The organism is Nocardioides sp. L-11A, assembly GCA_029961745.1.
Taxonomy (GTDB): Bacteria; Actinomycetota; Actinomycetes; order Propionibacteriales; family Nocardioidaceae; genus Nocardioides.
Window position 1 is genome coordinate 4,663,171 of the sequence record CP124680.1, and the last position, 22,796, is coordinate 4,685,966.

Here is a 22,796-nt window from a genome sequence, read left to right on the forward strand (position 1 = left end):
TCAGGCGTGGAGGTGGGAGGGCCAGGCGCGGTAGCGCTCCACGCGCCGGCGACGGTCCTGGTACGTCGTGGTCGCGCCCGACTCCCGCAGGGTCGCCAGCAGCGCGAGGTCGAGGTCCGCCACGGCGACGCCGTCGACGTCCGCGGGGGTCTCGGCGATGACACCGTCGTCCGGCAGCGGTGCGTCGCAGGGGCCGAGGATCGCGCTGGTCGCATACGCACCCGGCCACACGCCCCGCGCCGGGCCGGCCACGCCCGAGTGCACCGTGTACACCTGGTTCTCGATCGCCCGCGCGGCCAGGGAGTGACGCACCCGCCAGAAGCCGGCCCGGGTCAGGGTGAGCGAGGGACAGAGCAGGATCTGGGCTCCCTGCTCGACCAGTGAGCTCGCGCACTCGGGGATCTGCGACTCGTAGCAGATCACGATGCCGACCTTGCCGAACGGGAGGTCGACGACCGCCATCTCGTCCCCCTCGACGATGTCGAGGGTGTGCTCGAGCGGGAACAGATGTGTCTTCGCGTGCTCGTGCACCACCGCCCCGGTGGGATCGTGGAGGACGGCGACATTGCGGTAGCCGCCCTCCCCGGTGGGGACCAGGTGGCTGCCGGCGAGGAGGTACTGCCCACGAGCCGCGGCCTCCTGCGCCATCAGCTCGCGGAAGTCGTCGGCGTACCCGGCGGTCGCCAGCACGGGCGCCATGTCCGTGGCGCCGGACCACGAGGGCGCCGCCGTCATCAGCTCGAAGGTGACCGCCTCCGGCAGCACCACGAGGTCCGCGCCCCGCGCCTGGTCCAGGACCTCGCGCAGGTGGTCGGCGAAGTCGGCGAAGCCGGACACCTCTCGGAACTCGACGTTACAGGTGGCGACGCGGACCATGCGGGACTCCTTCGGTGGCGGGAAGCCCCGAACCTAGCGAGCACCGCTCGGGCCGGGATCGGTCATCTGACCGATCCCCGCGCGGGCCGATCCGGTCCGCCAGACAACCGATCCGTGCTCGGAGGCAACCGAACCGGCCGCGCCGGCGTCTATCTCTATGTGCTGTGGATTGCCGGCGGGGTCATGTGGTTCATCGTGCTGCTGCTCGCGGGCGTGGCGATCGCGCGACGCTGAGCAGCCGGCGCCGGGCCCCGAAGACGCAGGAGCCCGTGCCGGGGACTCCCGGCACGGGCTCCGAACGTTCGGGCACCGAGCCCTGGGCTACGCCAGCTGGTTGCGGCGGACGAGGACCAGGCCGGCGCCGGCCAGCACCAACAGGACACCGAGCGGCATCAGCCAGCCGTCAGGACCGCCGGTGTTCGGCAGGCCGGCCGCCTGCTCGCTGTCGACCGCTCCAGGAGTGTCGTCCGACTTCTTCGGCGGCGTCTCCTCGACGCCACCGACCTCACAGACCACCCCGGAGTCCACGGGCGCCGTGGCGGGATAGGTGTAGGTCGGCTGGTCGCCGACGAAGAGGTTGCCGAGCTTGGCGATCAACTGGATCACGCCGTTGACCACCGAGACGGTGTAGCCGGCTGTCTCGACCGGCGGGATCCACGCGGCGTTGTTGGGCCCGCACGGGTCGCTGGGTGCCAGCGCCGGCGCGACCAGGCACGCCGGATCGTTGTCCGCGGGCAGGTTGTAGACGTGCAGTGTCACCCCGCCCGGGAACACGTTGTTGCCGGTCGCGGTGAGGGTCAGCGAGCCGTCGCCCGGGTCGACCGACGAGGTCCACGGGCCGGCCGGCACGGCGCCGAACGCGACGTTGTTCGGGCCGCAGGGGTTGACCGTAGGCACCACCGGCGGCTGGACGACGGACGGGCACGCGGCCACATTGGTCTCGACCGGCAGGCCGTAGACGTAGGTCGGCGAGGGACCGGGGAAGGTGAAGCCGGGCTTCGCGGTCAGCGTGACCTGGCCGGCGGCCGGGGTGTTCATCGCCACCGTGTACGCCGCGGTGTCACCGGGGTTGATCCAGGCCGCGTTCCCGGCGCCGCACGGGTCGTCGACGAGGAGGACGGGCGGCGTGATCAAGGTGTCGGTGTTGCCGCAGTTCTGGTTGACCGGATCCGTGTCCGCCGGGGGCGGCGGGCTCGTGTAGATCGTGAGTCCGGCACTCGTGGTCGACGGGAAGAGGTAGCCGGGATTGGCCGTGAAGGTGATCGAGCCGTTCGGGTTCCGCACCCAGGTGTACGCCGGTGACACGGCCGGGTCGGCCCAGCTGGTGTTGTTGGCACCGCACGGGTTGAGCAGCGTCAGCGTCGGCGGGTTCACCATCGTCGGGCAGGCGGAGTTCGGCACCTGACCGGGGATCTCGTTGTCGTCGAGGTAGCGGATCACGATCGAGTCCTGGGCGTCGGCGAAGGCGAAGGAGGGGAAGCCCATCGCGGGCGTCCAGTCCTTCAGCGAGTTCACCGACGGGACGATGACGTGGTGGGAGTAGCCGCCCGGCGTGCTGACGTACTTGCAGACCACGACCTTCTTCGTGTTCACCGCCTGCGGCACGACCGCGCTCGGCGCGTTGCCGGCCTTCGCGGCCGCCTGGACGGCGGTGTACTCCGCGGCCGGGGTGGTCTGCTCGGACGGCGTGGCGTCGGTCGCCGCGGCGTCTGCCGGCGTGTCGTCGGAGTTCTCGTCGGCCGCGCCCGGTTCCTGCTCGGGCGCCGCATCCGCCTTCGGGTCCGCCTTCGGGGCGGCCTCGTCGCCGGTCTGGTCACTCTCGCCGTCGCCGCTCCCGGCGTCCGGCGCATCCGGCTCGGCGGACGGGCCCGGATCGGGTGCGGGCTTCGGCTCGGGCTCGGGAGCCGGCTTCGGGTCGGGCTCGGACTTCGGCTCGGACTTCGGCTCGGGCGTCGGCTCGGCCGGGGTCTCCGGCGACGAGGCGTTCGAGGCCGTCGAGGCGGTGTCGGAGGCCGGGCCCGGTGCGGCATCGTCGTCGGCCAGTGCCGGACCGGCGAGGGCGGCGCTGGCCAGCACGAGGACCGGCAGCGCGAGAGCGATGGTGTGCCGCCACCGGCGGGCCGTGACGGCCTGCTCCGGCTCGGCGTGGCGCCGCGGACGGCGCGCGGATCTGGACATGGTCGGGAACCCCCCAATGCGTCGCGCCGAGGGGTGCCGCGACGGCTGCAAAGGTGCTGAGGCAGGCGGTCGTGCGACCGGAGGGCGTCAGACCCGGCGCCCACGCCCCACCGTGAACCCAGCTCCGAGATGCCCTTCTCCGAGCGCCCACGCCTCCCGAGACGGAGGGGACGAACGGAACCCACCCCGCAGCCTAGGGAGGACCAAAGTCCCAAGCGCAGGGATTCCGGTTAAATGTGTCTCCCGAACGGAAGATTTAACCTTCGGGCGGCGCCGCGCCGCACGATCCGACGAGGCGTCGCCAGATCACCGCTCAGCCGAGGACGGCGAGCGCCGCGCCGTACCCCTCCGGCACGACGACGTCGCGCACGACCCACGAACCGAGGCTGCGGCTCGGCGCGTCGTCGGTGCCGAGATAGTCCAGGTGCGGGTCGCGCCCCAGCCCGATGCCGATGCCCTTGAGGTAGGCCTCGGTGCGGGACCACGCCCGGGTGAACCGGACCGTGGCCCGGCCGCCGTCGAGCGTGCCCTGCGCGGCGGCCTCGATCTCCTCGGACTCGCGCGGGTGGAGCAGCTTCGCGAGCGCGACCGGGTCGTCGGGGTGGCGCTCGACGTCGACACCGACGGCGACGTCGGCCACCGCCACGAGCACCTGGCCCGGCGTATGGCTCAGCGAGAACTCCACACCGGTGCCCTCGGCGCGCGGACGGCCGTGCGGTTCGCCACACCCGGGGCAGGGGTGGCGGCCCCACACGACCTTCTCCGGCGGCGTGTCGGTCGCCGCGCCCACGACGAGCCGGGCCGCGGCATGGGCGATCTCGTAGGCCCGCCGCAGCTCCGCCCGGACGTACGACGACGCCTGCTGGCGCTCGCCCTCGTCGAGCCAGTCGCGGGCGACCTCGAGCTCGGCGTCACCGACGGTGGCCGTCGGGATGCGCCAGATCCCGGGCCCGCCCTCGGGGCGGAGCACCGAGGTATTGAGGAAGGAGTCGAGGACGGCCGGGGTCACCGGCTCCGCCTCGCGGTCCGGAACCGCCTGCGCCACGTCGCGAGTCATCGCTCCCGAGGCTAACAAGAGGGGGTGAGCCGGCTCACTCCGCGGTGCCGCAGTGTCGCGAGGACACCTCCGCGGCAGCGTGGTACGGGAGTACGGCTCGGGTGATAGGGTGAGCCGTATGAAGACCACGATCGAGGTGCCCGACGCCCTCGCCGCCGATGCGAAGGCGCTCGCGCGCGAGCAGGGGACGACGCTGCGCGATCTGGTCGTCCAAGGCCTCCGCAGCGAGCTCGACCGGCGCCGCGCGGGCCGACCTCAGGTCGACTTCGTCTTCCCGACGGCGACGGGCAACGGGCTGCGTGTCGACATCGATCCGGCCCGCCTCACGGACCTCGCCTACGACCTCCCGTGATCGCGCTCGACACCAACATCCTCGTCTATGCCCACCGCGCCGATGCGCCCCACCATCACGGCGCACGCACCGCGGTCGAGGGCATCGCCCGCTCGGGCGACCGCTTCGGCGTCCCGTGGCCATGTATGCACGAGTTCCTCGCCATCACCACCCATCCACGGATCTACGACCCGCCGTCATCCCCGGAGCAAGCCCTGGGAGCCGTACGGGCACTCGCAGACCTGCCGTCGATCGCGCTTCTGGGCGAAGGCCCCGATCATCTCGCCGTCCTGAGCGGCCTGCTGACGTCCGGGGCCGTCCGCGGCCCCAAGGTCCACGACGCACGGATCGCGGCGATCTGCCTGGCGCACGGCGTCAGCGAACTGTGGACTGCCGACCGCGACTTCTCGTACTTCCCGTCGCTGCGGACCCGGAACCCTCTCGTCTAGGGAGCGTCTCCCCGACCCCCGCCTGCTACGCGACGTTTCCGACTCGATCTGGCCGCGTTGGCGTCGCTCGAAGGGCGATCCGGCACGACGTCGCTCCGCCGCCTTGCCAGATCGGCCGGAAACACCGCTCGCCACGGCGCCGATGTGAGACACACCCTCGGTGTTCTGACCGGGGAGCCTGAGAGACGCGCCCTGGGCCGTCGCTAGAATCCGGCCTTCTTGCGCTGCGCCTTGCCGATCGCGTCCTCGACGACCGAGTTCAGCCGTGACCCGTTCGGCCACCCGTCGTAGTGGCAGGCGAGGATGACCAACTCGCGCAGCGCCTCCGCGTCGAGCTCGCCGTTGGCGAGGGCCGCGGGGACCTGGATGCCGAGCACGTCGTTCGCACGCTGGCCGACGAGCAGGCCGATCAGGAACAGGCGCCGGTCGCGATCGCTGAGACCGGGCCGCTGCCAGATGTCGGCGAACAGGTGATCGGCGGTGTAGCGGAAGAAGTCACCCTCGCCGTCGGTCATGTCGAAGCCGTAGACCTGCTCCATCTTGCGCAGTCCCCGGGCGCGCAGCTCGGGCAGGTCGTCGAACTTGTCGGCAGATCCCGTCACCGCAGGACCTCCCGGAGATCGAGGACGACGCTGCCGTGCTCGCCGATCACGATCTCGGCCACCGGCTCGCGGTCGTCGAGGTGGGCCTCGGTCTCCCAGGCGCCGTCGACGTTGAGGAGCGCGTCGATGGTGCGCAGGTCGGGGTCCACGATCCAGAGCCGCTCGACACCGCCCTCGGCGTACTCCATCGGCTTGCGGAGCGTGTCCTCGCTGCGGGTGCTCGGCGAGAGCACCTCCGCGACGAGCAGGGGCATCACGGTCCGGAAGGTCTCGTCGGTGCGGCTCTCGGCCATCATCACGTCGGGGCCGCGCAGCCGGTTGCGGGGCAGCCAGAGGCCGATCTCGGTGCCGACCATGAGATCCGGGAACCGGCCGATGAGGAGCGCAGTCAGACGAGCCGCGATCTGGCCGTGGAACTCCGATGCCGGCGGCATCACCAGCACCTCGCCGTCGACCCACTCGGTGCGTGGCCAGTCGGGGAGTCGCTCGTACTCCTCCCAGGACATGCGCAGGCGCCGCACTCCGTCGACCGGCACTTCGAGCATGGGCGCTCCTGACAGGCGTGGAGACACATCGACCTTCCTCTCATTGTGACCCGGGGCCAGGGTCGAGGAAAGCCTCACCGATCTCTCCGCTCGTGGCTCGCGTCCTCCACAGGCAGGCCGAGACCGGGCCCGAGACGCTCGATCGCCAGCTCCGCCAGCGGTACGTCGACGCCGAGCTCGTCCGCGAGTGCGATGGCGAACCCCAGGTCCTTCTCCCCCAGCGCCCGCACGTGGCCGAAGACCCCGTGCCAGAAGTCGTCCGGCGCGATCGGCACCGTGGTGGCGCGGTGCATGATCGCGCCCGGCCCCCCGGTGACCGCGTCGGTGTGCCGGACCACGTCGCCGAGCGCGATCAGGTCGAGGCCGGCGGCCTCGGCGAGGCGCTGGGCCTCGGTGACGGCCGTGAACGCGACGAAGTGGATCAGGTTGCGGGCCAGCTTCATCCGGGTGCCCGCCCCCACCGGACCGGCGTGGACGACCGTGCTGCCCATCGCCTCGAGCGCCGGGCGCGCCGCGGTGAAGGCATCCTCGGTGCCACCCACCATGATCGCCAGGCTCCCCTCGGCGGCTCCCATCGGGCCGCCGCTGACCGGGGCGTCGAGCACCCGCCGTCCGGTCGCGGCCAGCTCGGCCGGGGTCGCGGGAGCGACCGTCGAGTGGATCACCAGCACCGTCTCGTCCGGCAGCTCGGCGGCGACCGCGCGGACCTGGTCGTCGTCGCGCACCATCACACACACGACGTCGGCGTCCAGCTCCGCCACGGAGCCGACGGCACGCGCCCCGGCGACGACCAGCTCGGCGACGGGCTCCGGCGCGACGTCGTACACCTGGAGGTCGATGCCCTCGGCCGCGGCCAACCGGAGCGCCATCGGTTTGCCGATATTGCCGAGACCGACGAAGCCCACCTTCAGATCGCGCATCACGACTCCTCTGAGCGAACGGGGTCCCCGCGGCGTTGTTCGCTCAACGGAGCGAAGCGGGGAGGCGAAGAACGTCGTGGGGTGTTCATAACCGGAAGGTCTGGCCGCCGTCGACCGCCAGGATCTGGCCGGTGACCCACGACGCGTCGTCGGAGAGAAGGTAGAGCAGCGCGCCGACCATGTCGTCGACCGAGCCCATCCGCTTGATGGCCAGGCTGGTGCGGACGATGTCCTTGGCGGCGTCGCCGGCCTGGGTGCGGGTCGCCTCGGTGTCGGTCGGGCCGGGGGCGATCGCGTTCACCCGGATCCCCTGCCCGCCGAGCTCGTGGGCGAGCTGCTGGGTCAGGCTGTTGATGCCGGCCTTCGCGAGTCCGTAGAAGCCGGAGTAGAGGTACGCCGCGGTCGAACTCTGGTTGACGATCGCTCCTCCGCCGCGCTTGGCGATCTCGGGGTGGACCGCGCGGGTCATCACCAGCGCGCCGTCGAGGTTCACCGCCATGAACCGGCGGTAGTAGTCCCAGTCGACGCTGATCAGCAGGTTGAACTCCATCGACCCGTAGATCGCGGCGTTGTTGACCAGGTGGTCGATGCCGCCCAGCTCCTCGACGGTCCGCGCGACCAGGGCCTGGGCCGACTCGGCCGAGGACACGTCGCAGGACACGAAGATCGCGCGGCCCCCGTCGGCCTCGATGGACGCGGCGACCCCGGCGCCGGCCTCTTCGTCGATGTCGGCGACGACGACAGCCGCCCCCTCCGTGGCCAGCGCCCGCGCGTACGCCTCGCCGATGCCCTGCGCCGCGCCGGTGACGACGACGACCTTGTTCTCGAACCTCATGTCACTCCTGTCACTCTGGTGCACAGGAATCGCCGGTTGACCGGTTGTTCCTGCACTTGGGGGGCGTTGCAACGGGCGCCCAGTGCCAGAATCGCCGGTCGACCGGCGATTCCTGCACACCGCTCACGCCGGCTCCGCGACCGTCTTGGTCTCCAGGTACTCCTCGAACCCGGCGACCCCCATCTCGCGCCCGATGCCGGACTGCTTGTAGCCCCCGAACGGCGCGTCCGGGCTGAACCAGACGCCGCCGTTGACGGCGAGGGTGCCGGTCCTGATCCGGGCGGCGACGGCGCGCGCCCGCTCCAGCGAGCCGGAGTCGACCGAGCCGGAGAGCCCGTACGCCGAGTCGTTGGCGATCCGGACCGCGTCGTCGTCGCCGTCGTGCGCGATGACGACGAGCACCGGCCCGAAGATCTCCTCCTGCGCCAGGCGCGAGGAGTTGTCGAGGCCGGCGACGACGGTCGGCTGCACCCAGAAGCCGTCCTGGTCGATGACCGAACCGCCGGTGGCGAACCGCCCGCCCTCCGCCAGCGCGACCGCGAAGTACGCCGCCACGCGGTCGCGCTGCGCCCGCGAGATGACCGGACCGCAGATCGCTCCGGGATCCTGCGGGTCGCGAGCGCCGATCGACTCCATCGTCTGCGCCGCGACCGACACGGCCTCGTCGTACCGGTCGCGGGGGACGATCAGCCGGGTCGTGATCGCGCAGCCCTGGCCGGCGTGGATGCACGCCGCGAACGCGGTCGCGCCCGCCACGGCGGCGACATCGGCGTCGTCGAGGGCGACCGCGGCGGACTTGCCGCCGAGCTCGAGGAAGACCTTCTTCAACGTCGATGCCGCGGCCGCCATGATCGCCTTGCCGACCGCGCTCGAGCCGGTGAAGGACACCATGTCGATGCGCGGGTCCGTCGCCAGCACCGCGGCGACCTCGTTGGAGCGCGGCGTCACCACGTTGAAGACACCCGGCGGGATGTCCGTGTGCTCGGCGACCAGGCGACCCAGCTCCGCGGCGACCCACGGGGTGTCCGGCGCGGGCTTGAGCACGACGGTGCAGCCGGCGGCCAGCGCGGGGCCGATCTTGGCGAGGTTGATCTGGGTCGGGACGTTCCATGGGGTGATCGCCGCGACGACCCCGACCGGCTCGCGCCGCACGGTACGACGCGAGGGGATCCCCATCGGCGAGGCGACGCCGAGGTCGGTCTCGAACGCATAGCCCTCGAGCAGGTCGGTCACCCACGTCAGGCCGTCGACGGGGACGTCGAAGCCGGCGGCGCCCATCATGAAGCCGGGCATGCCGACCTCGGCCGTCGTCAGCGCGCGGAAGGCATCGGCGTCGGCCAGCAGCGCGGCGTGCAGCTGGCGCAGGCAGCGCACGCGCAGCTCCCGGTCGGTCGACCAGTCGCTCTCGTCGAAGGCGCGTCGGGCCGCGGCGATCGCGGCGTCCACGTCGGCGGCGGTGCCGTCGGGGGCCACCCCGATCTCGGATCCGTCGGCCGGGTTGAGGATCGGGTACGTCGCACCGTCGGCCGCGGCGACCAGCTTGCCGTCGATCAGCTGCCGGGCAGCGGGAGGAAGGCCGCTCGAGGTCACGTGGTCGCCTCCGGGGCGGGTGCCTGGGTGACATACCTGCCCGCCTCGACCGGCGGCGGCCACACGGTCGAGGGCAGGTCCTTCAGGCGGTAGTGGCCGGGCACGTCATGGCCGGTGACGGACATCCGCTTGAGCAGGGTGTCGGGCGCCTTGCCGGCCTCGACGATCGACAGGAAGGTGTGCGCCGTCGACGGGAGGTCGAACCAGTCGCGCTGCCAGGCGATCTTGATCTGTCCCGCGTCGGGACCGGACTGCTGCCGCTCGACGCCGAACCACGAGCCGCCGATGCCGAGGATCTCGTACTCCGCGCCGTCGTCGTCGAGGATGCCGGAGCGCTGCTTCCAGAAGCCGACGATCATCGACTTCTGCTCGTCGATCATCGTGCAGACGTAGTCGTAGTGCCAGCCGTCGAGGCCGTCCATCTCGATGCCGATCGCCCAGTCCCGGATCTGGTCGCGACCGACCGCCATGAAGTGCTCGTCGGGGTGGTACATCCAGCCGTAGGTGGCGTCCTCGGCGAACCACTCGGCCATCACCCGCCAGTCGCCGCGGGTCTCGGCGCGACGGTTGACGTCGAGCCAGGTCTGCCAGAACTCCTCGATCTCGGCCCGGGTCAGGGATGCGGTCGGGTCACTCATCAGTCCTCCTCGATGGACAGGGCGAAGGCGGGGCAGTACTTCACGGCGGCGGCGACGTCGGGACGCCGCTCCTCGGCCGGGTGCTCGTGGAGCACGACGACCACATCGGTGTCGGCGTCGAACCCGAACACGTCGGGCGCCTCGCCCTGGCAGAGCTGGTGCCCCTGGCACAGGCCGGTGTCGGCCACGACGCGCATCAGGCGTCCCCGGTCCGGCGGCGGTAGCGCACCCGGGCGGGCTGGGCGAGCTGGATGACCATCTTGGTGAAGTCGTCGCGGTAGGAGTCGAGCTCCTGCACCGGCTCGAAGGAGAAGTCGCGCAGGATCACCGAGAAGATCGCCTTCATCTGCATCATCGCGAACGCATTGCCGACGCAGCGGTGCTTGCCAGCGCCGAACGGGATCCAGGTCCAGCGGTTCTGCAGGTCCTCCTGGCGCGGGTCGACGTACCGCCCGGGGTCGAAGGAGTCGGCCTTCGGGAAGTCCTCCTCGATCCGGTTGGACACCCGCGGGGAGGCAGCCAGCACCGTGCCGGCCGGGATGGTGCGGCCGAGCAGGTCGAAGTCCTCCTGCACCAGCCGCATCAGGATCACCAGCGGCGGATGCAGCCGCAGCGTCTCCTTGAGCGCCGCCTCCAGCACCGGGATCGACCGCAGCGCCTGGAAGGAGACCTCGGCCCCGTCGGCGTACAGCTCGTCGAGCTCCGCCACGACCGCGTCCATCACGTCGGGGTGCCGCAGCAGCTCGATCATCGCCCAGGAGGCGGTGCCCGACGACGTGTGGTGACCGGCGAACATCATCGAGATGAAGATGCCGGTGACCATCTCCGCGTCGTACCCGACGGCGATGAGGACGTCGAGCAGGTCCCGGTCCTGCTTGGGGATCTCGCCCCCCATCGATGCGGCACGGACTACCCGCGCGGAGATGATCGCCTGCACCTTCGCGACCAGCTCCTCGCGAGCCTGGTCGCGGATCCGGAAGCTCTCGATGTCGGCGTAGGGGTCGACATAGGCGATGGCGTCGGTGCCGTGCTCGAGGCGGTGGTAGATCTCGGCGAACGACCCGTCGAGCTGGTCGCGGAACGGCTTGCCGATCAGACAGGAGGACGTCGTGTAGATGGTGAGCTCGGCGAAGAAGTCGAGCAGGTCGATCTCGCCCTCATCCCCCCAGTCGGCGACCATCCGGCGGATCTCGGCCTCGATCGTCTGCGCGTGCCCACGCATCATCTCGCCGCGCAGCGCCTGGTTCTTCAGCATCTGCTGGCGCTCCTCGGGCGAGGCGTCGAAGACCACGCCCTTGCCGAAGATCGGCGTCATGAACGGGTACGCCGCCGCCTGGTCGAGCACGTCGTCGGGTGCCCGGAAGAAGGCCTCGTTGGCCTCCGCGCCGGTCACGAGCACGACCTGCTTGTCGGCGAGCCGGAACCGCCCGACGTCGCCGCACTCGTCGCGCACGCGATGGAAGAGGCGGATCGGGTCGACCCGCATCTCCGGCAGGTGGCCGGTGCCGCGGATGATCGCGGGGACGTCGGGGCCCTGGTCGTCGAGGACCGTCGAGACCTCGGGGATGGCGTCGAGACTCATCTGCTCTCCAGGGGTGCTTCGGGGTTCACGTCGACCGGACTGAGGTGCACGCCCCGGGGCGCACGGACGACGGTGACGATGGCGTCGGCGACGGCGGTGGCCTTGAGGAAGTGGGAGTGCCGGGCGTGCCCCCACTTGATCCACTCGGTGAGCACCTTCGCGCCCGCCTCGGCGTCCCAGTCGGAGCCCATCTCCGACCAGGTCGGCCCGGGTCGTACGACGGAGGCCCGGACCCCGGTGCCCTCGAGCTCCATCTGCAGCGCCTCGACCAGCCCCTCCAGGCCGGATTTGGTGGCGCTGTAGCCGCGCATGAACGGGCGCGCCCGCAGGGCGGTGTCGGAGGAGACGAAGACCAGGTCGCCGCGCCGACGCTCGACCATCCCCGCACCGAAGGCACGGACCAGGCGGTGGGCGCCGAGCACGTTGACGTCGAACTCCGCGGCGAGCTGCTCCGTGGTCGCGTCGAGGATCGCGCCGGGCGCGAGCAGCCCGGCGTTGCAGACCACCACCTCGGCCGCGCCGAGACCGGCGGTCACGGCCGCGGCGAACTCCTCGACCGACGCGGTCGAGGCGACGTCGAGCGGGTGCACGAACGCCTCGCCGCCGGCCGCGCGGATCTCGGCGGCCAGCTCCTCGAGGCGGTCGACCCGCCGGGCGCCGAGCGCCACCGGGAGGCCGGCGGCCGCGAGTGCGCGAGCCGTCGCGGCGCCGATCCCGGAGGAGGCGCCGGCGACGACGGCGGGCCGCCGGTCGGGGTGGACGGGCTTGCGTGAGGCGGCCATCAGGACCCCCGCACGGTGAAGGTGGTCGGCAGCGCGGCGAAGCCCCGCACACTGGTCGAGTGCACCCGGACGGCGCGGTCGGCGTGCACCTCGAAGCCGGAGACCCGGCGGACCAGCTCCTCGAGCACCACGCGGGCCTCGAGCCGGGCCAGGTTGGCGCCCAGGCAGAAGTGGCGGCCGGTGCCGAAGCTGAGGATCTGCGAGAGCTCGGCCTTGTCGCGGCCGATGTCGAAGACGGCCGGGTCGGTGAACACCCGCTCGTCGCGGTTGGCGCTCCCCAGCAGGACCAGCGCCTTCGAGCCGCCGGGGATCAGCACCCCGCCGACCTCGACGTCGCGCACGACGTACCGCGCCAGCATCTGGCTGGAGGTGTCGTGGCGCAGCGTCTCCTCGATCCACGCCGGCACCAGGGCCGGGTCGGCGAGCACCCGGGCCTGCTGCTCGGGGTGGGCGGAGAGGTGGAAGAGCGCGTTGCCGAGCAGCTTGGTCGTGGTCTCGTTGCCCGCCACCACCATGAGGAACAGGAACGCCATGATCTCGCCGTCGGTGAGCCGGTCGCCGTCGAGCTCGGCCGCGACCAGGGCCGAGGTGAGGTCGTCGGACGGCGTCCGACGGCGCTGCCGGACCATCTCGCCGTAGTAGTCGAAGAGCGCGAAGGACGCCTCCATGCCGGCCTGCGGCACGTCGCGGACGCCGTCCTCACGATGCACGACGAGGTCGGCGAGGCGGCGTACCTCGTCCCGGTCCGGGGCCGGGACGCCCATCATCTCGGAGATGACGTCCATCGGGAGCAGGCCGGCGAGGTCGCCGATCCAGTCGGCCTCACCGTGCTCGGCACCGGCGGCGAAGGTGCGCGCGAGGTAGCGCTCGGTGAGCGCCCGCACCTCGGGCGTCAGCTCGCGGACCCGGCGCGGGGTGAACGCCGCCGACACCAGCTTGCGGATCCGCGACTGCTCCGCGCCGTCGAGCCCGAGGAAGCTCATCACCCGGTGCGCCTCGGGGTTCCACGCCGACGCGTCGAGCGAGACGCCCATCCGGTTCGAGAACGTCTCGTCGTCGCGCAGCACCGCGAACACGTCGGCGTGCCGGGACACGACCCACAGGTCGTCGGCGGCGGCGTGGTGGACGGGCGCCTCGTCACGCAGCCGCTGGTAGGTCGGGTAGGGGTCGTCCTGGAAGGCGTAGTCGTAGGGGTCGAACGCCACGCCGCTGGTCGGGCCCGTCGACACCCCGCTCATGCGTTGCCCCGCAGGATCACGTCGACCGCGGAGACGAGCTGCTCGGCGATCTGGTCGTAGGTCAGCAGCCCCATCCCGGCTTGGAGCAGTGCTCCGGAGAAGGTCAGCACGAGCACGTCGAGCACGGCCGGGTCGGCCGGCCGGCCGGGCTCGCCCAGCGCGGCCTCGAAGCGGGCCAGGAACTCCGCACCGATCCGCAGCCGCAGCCGGGCGACATCGGGGTCGGTGCCGAGCAGCGCAGGGGTCACCGCCGCGGCCAGCTCGGGCTCCTCGACGATCCGCGCCGTGAGGGCGCGCATCGTCGCCTGCAGCCGTTCGACCGGCGTACCCGCGGCGGTCCGGGCCGCCTCGGCCGAGGTGAGGTGACGCCAGAACAGCTCGGCGAAGAGGTGGTTCTTGGAGGCGAGATAGGTGTACGCCGTGGCGGGCGACACCCCCGCCCGCTGGGCGACCGTGCGGACCGTCAGCGCCTCGTGGCCGACCGCCCGCAACTCCTCGAGCCCGGCAGCGAGCAGCCTCTCCACCGTCTCGGCCTGCCGGGGGTTCAATCCCCGGCGCGGCGTCTCGAACACCTGACTGGACACCTGTCCAACATAGGAGACGTTCTCGACGAGCGCAAGACATTTCTAGAACACGTTCCTATGGTGGGCGCATGCGCAACGGGATCGTCCTCTTCACCTCCGACCGCGGCATCACGCCGGCCCGACTGGCCCAGGCCGCCGAGGAGCGGGGCTTCGACACCATCTATGTGCCGGAGCACACCCACATCCCGGTGCGCCGGGACGCCCTGCACCCGACCGGTGGCGAGGACCTGCCCGACGACCGCTACCTGCGCACCCTCGACCCGTGGGTCTCGCTCGCCACCTGCGCGGCCGCGACCGAGCGGATCGGGCTGTCCACCGCGGTCGCGCTGCCCGTCGAGTCCGACCCGATCACCCTCGCCAAGACCCTCGCCACCCTCGACCACCTCTCCGGCGGCCGGGTCACCATCGGCGCCGGCTTCGGCTGGAACACCGACGAGCTCACCGACCACCACGTCCCGGCCGCCAAGCGCCGCACCGTGCTGGCGGAGTACCTCGGCGCGATGCGGGCGCTGTGGACCGAGGAGGAGGCGTCGTACGAGGGGGAGTTCGTCAGTTTCGGCCCGAGTTGGGCCTATCCCAAGCCCCCGCAGGGCCGGATCCCGGTGATCATCGGTGCCGGGGCCGGCCCGAAGACGATGCGGTGGATCGCCGCGCACGCCGACGGCTGGATGACCACGCCGACCTCGACCGACGTCGCCGCCGGCGCCGAGCTGCTGCGCAAGGAGTGGGCCGACGCGGGTCGCGAGGGCGAGCCCGACGTCCGGGTCCTCGTCGCCAAGCGGCCCGCCGCCGAGGACTTCGCCGACTGGACCGCGGCCGGGGCGTCCGAGCTGATCTGGGGCGTCCCCGACTCCGACGAGTCCGCCGTGCTCGCCTACCTCGACAAGCTCGCCGGACGGCTCGGCCTCTCGTGAACGTCGTACCGGACAATCCTGCTCCGGATTCGGGAGATTCGCGACAGAATCGTCCGGTACGACGCAGCCGGTACGCCGAGTTGAGTCGCACCGAGCTCGCGACGCTGGTCCCCGAGCTGCTGCTGATGGGCCAGCTGATCGATCGTTCGGGGATGGCCTGGTGCATCGCGGCGTTCGGCCGCGACGAGATGCTGCAGGTCGCCATCGAGGAGTGGGCCGCGGCCAGCCCGATCTACACCCGCCGGATGCAGCACGCGCTCGGCTACGCGCCCGAGGTGGCCGGGCAGGGCGATGTCGTCACGATCTTCAAGGGCCTCCAGCTCGACATCGGCGCCCCACCGCAGTTCATGGACTTCCGCTACACCGTGCACGACCCCTGGCACGGCGAGTTCCGCCTCGACCACTGCGGGGCGCTGGTCGACGTGGAGCCGATGGGCGAGGACTACGTGCGCGGGATGTGCCACGACATCGAGGACCCGACCTTCGACGCGACGGCGATCGCGACCAACCCCCACGCCCAGGTCCGGCCGATCCACCGCCCGCCGCGAGTGCCTGCCGACCGGAGTCCGCACTGCGCCTGGACGGTCACCATCGACCCCGACTTCCCCGAGCCGGAGCCGGTTCCCGCTCTCGCCGTCAACGAGCGCTCCCGCGCGGCGACGCTCGCCCTCGATCCGATCGATCCGGCCGACGAGGGCCGGGCGGACTACACCGGCCCGCTGCTCTCCGACATCGACTTCACCGCCTTCTCCCACTCCGCCCTGGCCCGGATCGCCGACGAGGTCTGCCTCCAGATGCACCTGCTCGATCGCGCGTTCGCGCTCGCCGTCGCCGAGCGCACCGAGACCGACGGCGAGCTGGAGCGGATCCGCCGCAAGCAGCTGGTCGGCGTCGCCGGTCTCGGCGCCGAGCGCCTGGCCCGGGCCCTCGGCCTGGACCGCGAGCCCGACCCGGTCCCCGCGGCGGTTCGGCTCCTCGCCGTCCATCCGCTCCTCAACCCCGCGGCGTACGTCGACGCGTCGGTCGGCGACCGCACCCTGGTCGTCCGCCCCTCCCCCGCCCACGAGGACGCGGCCTGGATCGCCCTGTGCGGACCCGCCTGGACCGCCGCCCTGCAGGCCGTGGTCCGCGCCCTCGACCCGCACCTCGACGTCGAGGTCACCCCGCTGTCGGACGGGGAGGGCTGGCAGGCGACCGTCGTCCTCCGGGCCGAGCCCGTCCCGGAGGCCGACGAGGTCGCCGTCACCCGGTTCAGCACCGGTGCGTCCTTCGTCTTCCAGCCACGGACCTCCCTCCCGATCACTCCGATAACCGGCGCCGAGCACTGAGGGAAGTCTCCGTTCATTCTCGGTGAACGGCCGGTGACGCTCCCGCCTGAGCGCGTCAAAAGGGTCACCAAGAGTTAGCTGGCCGCTGCTAGCTTCCGGCCGTCTCGCCGTTCCCGCCACACCCCGGTGTGCCGGGGACTGCGTGCTGTCTCGGGAGGCGTACCGCAGCCCCATGCCCGCACGCCGTCGTCCCCGCGACGGCTCCGAGAGGACCCTCATGACCTCCTCAGACCGACAGCCCCGCTCCCGTTGGCGCGCCCCGAAGCGGCCCGCCATCGTGGTCGGCGGCCTCGCCCTCGCGATCGCCGCCGGCGCCGGCATCGTGTACGCCGCCGGCGGGCTCGCCCCGCCTGCCGTCGACCCGAAGACCGTGCACGCGCCGCTCGTCGTACCCGACCGGATCGTGCTCACGCCGACCGAGGACCCGAGCACCTCGCAGAGCGTCACCTGGCGCACGTCCACCGCGGCCGGTCCCCCTCAGGTCCAGCTGACCCTCGCCGGCACCGGCGTGGCGAAGCAGACCAGCACCGTCGCGGGCACGTCGACCACCTTCACCACCGACCTCGGCTACGACGTCCGCCAGCACTCGGCGACACTGACAGGCCTCACTCCGGGCGCGACCTATCTCTACCGGGTCGGCGACGACACGACGTGGAGTGAGTGGCTGGAGTTCCAGACCGCGAGCGCCGAGCCCGAGCCGTTCTCGTTCATCATGCAGGGCGACGCGCAGAACGACATCAAGTCCTATGTCTCGCGGACCTTCCGCGCGGCCTACGAGGCCCGGCCCTACGCGAAGGCGGTCCTGCACGCCGGCGACCTGATCGACACCGACGACTCGGAGGCCGAGTGGGGCGAGTGGTTCGGAGCCGCGGGCTGGTCCAACGGCTCGATGAACGTGATCGCCGCGGCCGGCAACCACGAGTACTACCCGGGTCCCGAGCTCGCCGAGCACTGGGGCGCACAGTTCGAGTACCCGCGCAACGGGCCGGAGACGACGAGTCGGATCGCCCAGCTCTACAGCGAGAACGTCTACTACACCGACTACCAGGGCGTGCGCTTCATCGCGCTCAACAGCAACTTCCCCGGTGACCCCGAGGCCTTCGCCGCGCAGACGGCATGGCTCGAGGAGGTGCTGAAGAACAACCCCAGCAGGTGGACGGTCGTGACCTTCCACCACCCGGTGTTCTCGGTCAGCTCGGGGCGCAACAACGCCGCGATCCGCGACGCCTGGCTGCCGCTCTTCGAGAAGTACGACGTCGACCTGGTCGCCCAGGGTCACGACCACGCCTACGGCCGGGGCAACCTGGTCGCCAACGAGTCCGGGCTGCCGCCCGGCGCGAGCGCCGAGAAGAGCAACAAGGGCCCGGTCTACCTGGTCTCGGTCGCCGGTCCGAAGTACTACGTGCTGGACCCGGCCGACGACAACAACTGGACCCGCAACGGAGCGCATCTGCGCACGTCCCTGGCCAACACCCAGCTCTACCAGCTCGTCGACGTCACCGACGACGAGATGCACATCGAGAGCTGGAACGTCTCCGGCCAGCTCGTGGACGCGTTCACCATCGCCAAGGACGCCGACGGCACCAAGCTCGTGACGACGGACGACGCGCCGCGCGCGTCCGGCCCCGGCTCGACGCGCGACGCCATCGGCCGGCCCGACCTGCCCGAGGCCGCCGTACCCCAGGCGGACCCGACCGAGAACCCCACCGAGAACCCGACCGTCTCGCCGCCGGCGCCGCACCCGGGCACCCCGGCCCTGCCCGCGCAGGCCGTCGCGAAGGTCAAGCTCAAGAAGCTGCCCAAGCGGGTCCGGCCGGGCGTACGGGCGAAGGTGCGGGTCGTCGTCGACGTACCCGGTGTCGCCACCCCCGGCGCGAGCGTGACCCTCGTGGTCGACGGTCGCACGGTCAAGGTCAAGCAGCTGCGCGACGCCGCGGACGGGAGGCTCACCCTCCGGCTCCCCCGCCTCTCCGTGGGCAAGCACAAGGTGCGCGTGATCTACGCCGGTACGCCGGCCGTGGCCGCCGCGACGGTCACCAAGACGGTGGTGAGCAAGCGATGAGCGCGCCCGCCCCGATCCCCACCGACACCCTCGTTCCGAGAGGACTACGCATGTTCGAGTCCCTGCGCCGACGCACCCGTCGGCCGATCGGCGCCCTGGTCGCGTCGGCCGTGCTGGCCGGCGCCGCCCCGGCGCTGGCCGCGGTCGCCGTACCCGGCCTGGTGCCGACCGCGGCGGCCGTCGCGGCGGATCCCGCCGTCACCTACCAGCCGAGCGTGGTCCCGGACCGGATCACGCTCACGCCCACCGACGACCCGACGACCAGCCAGAACGTCGTGTGGCGCACGTCGACCGCCGTCCGGGAGGCGAAGGCCGAGCTCCGGGTGGCCTCCAGCCTGACCTACCAGAACGACCAGCGGGTCTTCGTCTCCGAGCGCGACACCGAGGTCACCACCGACCTCGGCTACAAGGAGACCTTCCACAGCGCACGGATGACCGGCCTGGAGCCAGGTACGACGTACCAGTACCGGGTCGGCGACGGCACGAACTGGAGTGAGTGGCAGCACTTCACGACCGAGTCGGCCACCGACGACCCGTTCGAGTTCATCTACTTCGGCGACATCCAGAACGGCATCAAGTCGCAGGCCTCGCGGGTCGTCCGCAACGCCTTCCGCGACGCGCCGCAGGCCCGGATGGTGCTGCAGGCCGGCGACCTGGTCGACGACCACGACAGCGACGAGCAGTGGGCCGAGGTTTACGAGGCCACCAGCTACGGGCTGGGCACCAGGCAGTTCATGATGGCGCCGGGCAACCACGAGTACGACGGCACCGAGCTGTCGGAGCAGTTCTCGGCGCAGTTCACCTATCCCGACAACGGGCCGTCCGGCACCGGTCCGGCGTACGACCTGCTCGACGGCACGGTCTACGCGACCGACTACCAGGGCGTGCGCTTCATCGCCCTCAACAGCAACGCGAGCTCGGCCGAGCCGCTGGCGATCCAGACCGCGTGGCTCAAGGAGCAGCTGAAGGACAACCCCAACCGGTGGACGGTCGTCTTCTTCCACCACCCGGTGTTCTCCCTCGACGAGGGCCGCAACAACCGCGCGGTGCGCGAGGCCTGGCTGCCCGTCTTCGAGGAGTACGGCGTCGACCTGGTCCTGCAGGGCCACGACCACGGCTACGGGCGGGGCAACACCGACGCCGCCGAGCAGGACCTGCCGAAGAGCTGGGACGCCGACCTGTCGTACGACGGCCCGGTCTATGTCGTGTCCAACGTCGGCGAGAAGCAGTACAAGCCCGGTCCGCGCGTGTGGGACGACAACGGCGCGCACCTGCGCCGGATGGGCGGCGGTCTGCAGCTCTACCAGCTCGTGACGGTCGAGGACGGACGACTGCGCTACGAGTCCCGCACGGCCGACGGCAAGTACTACGACGGCCTGACCATCGTGAAGAACGAGCACGGCAAGGCGGTCACCGACGACGCCGAGCCCCAGGTCATCGACCCGACGGACCCGGGCCCGTGCCTCGGCTGTGAGAACCCCGAGAACCCGGAGAACCCCGAGAACCCGGAGAACCCCGGCAACCCGGACGGCACCTTCGAGTACCGCCACGAGAAGGACCTGGTCTCGGTCGATGACGTGACCGCCCAGCTGCCCGCCGGAGTCGCGTTCTCCCAAGAACGCGACACCCTCTTCCTCGGCGACCAGAACGGCCGCACCATCTGGGAGATCGACCCCGCCACCGACGAGGTCCTCCACTCGATGACCCTCCCGGAGAACATCCGCGACCTCGGCATCGACGACACCAACCAACTCCTCTACGTCGGCCAACAGAACAAGAACTGGATCGTCGTCTCCCTCGCCGAAGCCACCTACGGCCACGTCGTACGCGGCCCCTACGCCATCAGCGAATCCAACCGCTCCCTCGACATCGACCCCACCCTCGGCTACGTCTACGCAGCCATCCCCTCCCGCGGAGTCGAAGTCTTCGACGCCACCACCGGAGCCTCCATCGGCACCGTCAACGGAACCGTCGGCGCCTACTACGTCGCCGCCGACCCCAAGAACGGCAACCTCGCCGTCGCCTACTTCGAAGACACCGCCACCGCCAAGAACGTCGAAGTCTTCAACGCCGCCAACGGCTTCGCCAAGGTCTGGGACACCCCCACCCGACCCGACGCCCGCCAAGTCGACATCGACTCCGAACACGGCCTCGTCTACGTCGGCTTCACCGGCGTCACCGACGAGTCCGGCGGCTTCGCCGTCTACGACCTCACCGACGGCGACCTCCTCGTCGACAAGATCGGCAAGCAATACGGCAAGGACGGCTACGGCATCGCCGTCGACGAAGAACGCCAACGCGTCTTCGTCTCCAACCGCGACCACCGCCTCAACCCACCCGGCGACGAACTCACCCCCGTCGCCGTCACCGTCAGCCGCCGCGTCGTACCGGAGACCCCGGAGTACGGCGTGCTCGGCCAGCTGGAGTCGGTCGATGACGTGACCGCCCAGCTCCCCGCCGGAGTCGCGTTCTCCCAAGAACGCGACACCCTCTTCCTCGGCGACCAGAACGGCCGCACCATCTGGGAGATCGACCCCGCCACCGACGAGGTCCTCCACTCGATGACCCTCCCGGAGAACATCCGCGACCTCGGCATCGACGACACCAACCAACTCCTCTACGTCGGCCAACAGAACAAGAACTGGATCGTCGTCTCCCTCGCCGAAGCCACCTACGGCCACGTCGTACGCGGCCCCTACGCCATCAGCGAATCCAACCGCTCCCTCGACATCGACCCCACCCTCGGCTACGTCTACGCAGCCATCCCCTCCCGCGGAGTCGAAGTCTTCGACGCCACCACCGGAGCCTCCATCGGCACCGTCAACGGAACCGTCGGCGCCTACTACGTCGCCGCCGACCCCAAGAACGGCAACCTCGCCGTCGCCTACTTCGAAGACACCGCCACCGCCAAGAACGTCGAAGTCTTCAACGCCGCCAACGGCTTCGCCAAGGTCTGGGACACCCCCACCCGACCCGACGCCCGCCAAGTCGACATCGACTCCGAACACGGCCTCGTCTACGTCGGCTTCACCGGCGTCACCGACGAGTCCGGCGGCTTCGCCGTCTACGACCTCACCGACGGCGACCTCCTCGTCGACAAGATCGGCAAGCAATACGGCAAGGACGGCTACGGCATCGCCGCCGACGAAGAACGCCAACGCGTCTTCGTCTCCAACCGCGACCACCGCCTCAACCCACCCGGCGACGAACTCACCCCCGTCGCCGTCACCGTCAGCCAGCGCCTGGTCGACGGCGAGCTCCCCGGCCCGGTGCCCGGCGACGGCACCGGTGGGCCGGTCGACCCGGTCGACCCCGAGCCGGGCGACGGCGACTACGTCGCCACGGCGCTGACCGTGCTGCCCGACGGTGCCGACACCGAGGTCGACGACAGGCCGGTCGGCTCGGCCGTCGACCCGGTCACCGGTCACCTGTTCGTCGGCAACGAGATGCGCCCGGCGCGGGTGCGGGTCGTCGATCCCGCCACCGACACCAGCGTGCGGGTCCTCGCCCTGAGCATCCCGGGCCTGGTCGACGGCGTCCCGGGTGACATCGCCCTGGGCGAGGGCGTCCGCGACGTGGCGCTCGACAGCGAGGCCGGCGAGCTGTACGTCGCACTCGGCGCCCGGTGGGTCGTGGTCGACAGCCTCACCGGCGCGCTGAAGCGCGGACCGTTCGAGTTCGGCGCCAACGTCCGCGGCCTGGACGTCGACCTCGAGCGTGGCCGGGTGTTCGGCGCCACTCGCAATGCGGGCTTCGTCGTGATGGACGCGACGACCGGCGCGATGGTGCAGAACGTGCCGATCGCCGACGCCACCTGGCGCAGCCACGGGGTGGCGTACGACGCGGTGAACGACCGGCTCTACGTGTCCAACAGCGACAGCGCCGCCGCCACGGTCGGGCTGCGGGTGTTCGACGGCGCGACGTACGCCGAGGTGGCCCAGGCCGCCCGGACGGCACCGATGTGGCGCTCGGTCGCGGTCGACCCGGAGCTCGGCCGGGTCTACCTGGGCGAGCAGAACGAGAACTTCGACGCCAGCGGCGTCACGGTCCTCGACGCCGGCGACCTCAGCGAGGTCTCCCGGCTGTCCGCGCACAAGTTCGGCAACAAGGTCTACGGCGTCTCCGTGGATCCGGTCCGGCACCGGGTCTACGTCTCGGCCCGCGACCGGTACCCGGCCGGGCTGATCATGCTCACCCTCGAGTAGCGGAGTGCCACGCACGAGGCCCCGGTCGTCCGATGTGGACGACCGGGGCCTCGTGTCGTACGGCGGCAGCCGCGTTTTCG

20 protein-coding genes are annotated in these 22,796 nt (G+C 71.3%); 6 read left to right on the forward strand and 14 right to left on the reverse strand.

Features of this window, described 5'->3' with window-relative positions; genetic code table 11:
- The 3 genes from QJ852_22405 to QJ852_22415 all read right to left on the reverse strand — a co-directional run bounded on the left by QJ852_22405 (position 1) and on the right by QJ852_22415 (position 4,111).
- Complete coding sequence (locus tag QJ852_22405) at positions 1-876, reverse strand: nitrilase-related carbon-nitrogen hydrolase (GenBank protein WGX95891.1); 876 nt, start codon at positions 874-876, stop codon at positions 1-3.
- A 321-nt stretch (positions 877-1,197) separates the two neighbouring features.
- On the reverse strand, positions 1,198-3,054 hold the full coding sequence (locus tag QJ852_22410; protein WGX95892.1) for an LPXTG cell wall anchor domain-containing protein: 1,857 nt from the start codon (positions 3,052-3,054) through the stop codon (positions 1,198-1,200).
- Positions 3,055-3,367: 313 nt separating this feature from the next.
- The gene (locus tag QJ852_22415; protein ID WGX95893.1) at positions 3,368-4,111 is read right to left on the reverse strand and encodes a 4'-phosphopantetheinyl transferase superfamily protein; all 744 of its coding nucleotides are present in this window, start codon (positions 4,109-4,111) and stop codon (positions 3,368-3,370) included.
- 118 nt (positions 4,112-4,229) lie between these two features.
- Between QJ852_22415 and QJ852_22420 the strand changes: the two genes are divergently transcribed.
- Both QJ852_22420 and QJ852_22425 read left to right on the forward strand, forming a co-directional pair.
- Entirely contained in the window at positions 4,230-4,463 is a 234-nt protein-coding gene (locus tag QJ852_22420) for a hypothetical protein (GenBank protein ID WGX95894.1), read from the forward strand.
- Entirely contained in the window at positions 4,460-4,891 is a 432-nt protein-coding gene (locus QJ852_22425; protein WGX95895.1) for a PIN domain-containing protein, read from the forward strand. The genes QJ852_22420 and QJ852_22425 overlap by 4 nt, the downstream gene beginning before the upstream one ends.
- 203 nt (positions 4,892-5,094) lie before the next feature.
- Here QJ852_22425 and QJ852_22430 read toward each other — a convergent pair whose 3' ends face one another.
- The 11 genes from QJ852_22430 to QJ852_22480 all read right to left on the reverse strand — a co-directional run bounded on the left by QJ852_22430 (position 5,095) and on the right by QJ852_22480 (position 14,207).
- The gene (locus QJ852_22430) at positions 5,095-5,493 is read right to left on the reverse strand and encodes a carboxymuconolactone decarboxylase family protein (GenBank protein WGX95896.1); all 399 of its coding nucleotides are present in this window, start codon (positions 5,491-5,493) and stop codon (positions 5,095-5,097) included.
- Positions 5,490-6,038, reverse strand: coding sequence for a Uma2 family endonuclease (locus tag QJ852_22435; GenBank protein WGX95897.1), 549 nt, complete (start codon positions 6,036-6,038; stop codon positions 5,490-5,492). Before QJ852_22435 ends, QJ852_22430 begins: the two co-directional genes overlap by 4 nt.
- A gap of 74 nt (positions 6,039-6,112) precedes the next feature.
- Complete coding sequence (locus QJ852_22440) at positions 6,113-6,958, reverse strand: NAD(P)-dependent oxidoreductase (GenBank protein WGX95898.1); 846 nt, start codon at positions 6,956-6,958, stop codon at positions 6,113-6,115.
- Positions 6,959-7,043: 85 nt separating this feature from the next.
- Positions 7,044-7,793 (reverse strand): SDR family oxidoreductase, encoded by a 750-nt coding sequence (locus tag QJ852_22445; GenBank protein ID WGX95899.1) that lies wholly within the window; start codon positions 7,791-7,793, stop codon positions 7,044-7,046.
- 123 nt (positions 7,794-7,916) lie between these two features.
- Positions 7,917-9,383, reverse strand: a complete 1,467-nt coding sequence (locus QJ852_22450; protein WGX95900.1) for an aldehyde dehydrogenase — start codon at positions 9,381-9,383, stop codon at positions 7,917-7,919.
- On the reverse strand, positions 9,380-10,021 hold the full coding sequence (locus tag QJ852_22455; protein ID WGX95901.1) for a hypothetical protein: 642 nt from the start codon (positions 10,019-10,021) through the stop codon (positions 9,380-9,382). Before QJ852_22455 ends, QJ852_22450 begins: the two co-directional genes overlap by 4 nt.
- Positions 10,021-10,218, reverse strand: a complete 198-nt coding sequence (locus tag QJ852_22460) for a ferredoxin (protein WGX95902.1) — start codon at positions 10,216-10,218, stop codon at positions 10,021-10,023. Before QJ852_22460 ends, QJ852_22455 begins: the two co-directional genes overlap by 1 nt.
- A complete protein-coding gene (locus tag QJ852_22465) occupies positions 10,218-11,603 on the reverse strand; it encodes a cytochrome P450 (GenBank protein ID WGX95903.1) in 1,386 nt (461 codons plus the stop codon). The genes QJ852_22460 and QJ852_22465 overlap by 1 nt, the downstream gene beginning before the upstream one ends.
- The gene (locus QJ852_22470) at positions 11,600-12,385 is read right to left on the reverse strand and encodes an SDR family oxidoreductase (GenBank protein WGX95904.1); all 786 of its coding nucleotides are present in this window, start codon (positions 12,383-12,385) and stop codon (positions 11,600-11,602) included. The genes QJ852_22465 and QJ852_22470 overlap by 4 nt, the downstream gene beginning before the upstream one ends.
- Positions 12,385-13,623: a cytochrome P450 gene (locus tag QJ852_22475; GenBank protein ID WGX95905.1), complete on the reverse strand. Its 1,239-nt coding sequence runs from the start codon at positions 13,621-13,623 to the stop codon at positions 12,385-12,387. The genes QJ852_22470 and QJ852_22475 overlap by 1 nt, the downstream gene beginning before the upstream one ends.
- Positions 13,620-14,207 (reverse strand): TetR/AcrR family transcriptional regulator, encoded by a 588-nt coding sequence (locus QJ852_22480; GenBank protein ID WGX95906.1) that lies wholly within the window; start codon positions 14,205-14,207, stop codon positions 13,620-13,622. Before QJ852_22480 ends, QJ852_22475 begins: the two co-directional genes overlap by 4 nt.
- Positions 14,208-14,275: 68 nt before the next feature.
- On the opposite strand from QJ852_22480, the gene QJ852_22485 reads away from it, so the two are divergent.
- From QJ852_22485 to QJ852_22500, 4 genes are all read left to right on the forward strand, one after another.
- Positions 14,276-15,121: an LLM class F420-dependent oxidoreductase gene (locus tag QJ852_22485; protein WGX95907.1), complete on the forward strand. Its 846-nt coding sequence runs from the start codon at positions 14,276-14,278 to the stop codon at positions 15,119-15,121.
- Positions 15,122-15,201: 80 nt separating this feature from the next.
- Positions 15,202-16,449 (forward strand): hypothetical protein, encoded by a 1,248-nt coding sequence (locus QJ852_22490; protein ID WGX95908.1) that lies wholly within the window; start codon positions 15,202-15,204, stop codon positions 16,447-16,449.
- 217 nt (positions 16,450-16,666) lie between these two features.
- Positions 16,667-18,511 (forward strand): fibronectin type III domain-containing protein, encoded by a 1,845-nt coding sequence (locus QJ852_22495; protein ID WGX95909.1) that lies wholly within the window; start codon positions 16,667-16,669, stop codon positions 18,509-18,511.
- Positions 18,512-18,561: 50 nt separating this feature from the next.
- Entirely contained in the window at positions 18,562-22,716 is a 4,155-nt protein-coding gene (locus QJ852_22500; GenBank protein WGX95910.1) for a metallophosphoesterase, read from the forward strand.
- The last annotated feature ends 80 nt before the right edge of the window (positions 22,717-22,796 follow it).

Coding starts and splice junctions, on each gene's coding strand:
- QJ852_22460 (WGX95902.1), bottom strand. CDS start 10,218: ATGCGCGTCGTGGCCGACACCGGCCTGTGCCAGGGGCACCAGCTCTGC.
- QJ852_22475 (WGX95905.1), bottom strand. CDS start 13,623: ATGAGCGGGGTGTCGACGGGCCCGACCAGCGGCGTGGCGTTCGACCCC.
- QJ852_22500 (WGX95910.1), top strand. CDS start 18,562: ATGTTCGAGTCCCTGCGCCGACGCACCCGTCGGCCGATCGGCGCCCTG.
- QJ852_22420 (WGX95894.1), top strand. CDS start 4,230: ATGAAGACCACGATCGAGGTGCCCGACGCCCTCGCCGCCGATGCGAAG.
- QJ852_22405 (WGX95891.1), bottom strand. CDS start 876: ATGGTCCGCGTCGCCACCTGTAACGTCGAGTTCCGAGAGGTGTCCGGC.
- QJ852_22415 (WGX95893.1), bottom strand. CDS start 4,111: ATGACTCGCGACGTGGCGCAGGCGGTTCCGGACCGCGAGGCGGAGCCG.
- QJ852_22410 (WGX95892.1), bottom strand. CDS start 3,054: ATGTCCAGATCCGCGCGCCGTCCGCGGCGCCACGCCGAGCCGGAGCAG.
- QJ852_22445 (WGX95899.1), bottom strand. CDS start 7,793: ATGAGGTTCGAGAACAAGGTCGTCGTCGTCACCGGCGCGGCGCAGGGC.
- QJ852_22495 (WGX95909.1), top strand. CDS start 16,667: ATGACCTCCTCAGACCGACAGCCCCGCTCCCGTTGGCGCGCCCCGAAG.
- QJ852_22465 (WGX95903.1), bottom strand. CDS start 11,603: ATGAGTCTCGACGCCATCCCCGAGGTCTCGACGGTCCTCGACGACCAG.
- QJ852_22485 (WGX95907.1), top strand. CDS start 14,276: ATGCGCAACGGGATCGTCCTCTTCACCTCCGACCGCGGCATCACGCCG.
- QJ852_22440 (WGX95898.1), bottom strand. CDS start 6,958: ATGCGCGATCTGAAGGTGGGCTTCGTCGGTCTCGGCAATATCGGCAAA.
- QJ852_22435 (WGX95897.1), bottom strand. CDS start 6,038: ATGCTCGAAGTGCCGGTCGACGGAGTGCGGCGCCTGCGCATGTCCTGG.
- QJ852_22455 (WGX95901.1), bottom strand. CDS start 10,021: ATGAGTGACCCGACCGCATCCCTGACCCGGGCCGAGATCGAGGAGTTC.
- QJ852_22470 (WGX95904.1), bottom strand. CDS start 12,385: ATGGCCGCCTCACGCAAGCCCGTCCACCCCGACCGGCGGCCCGCCGTC.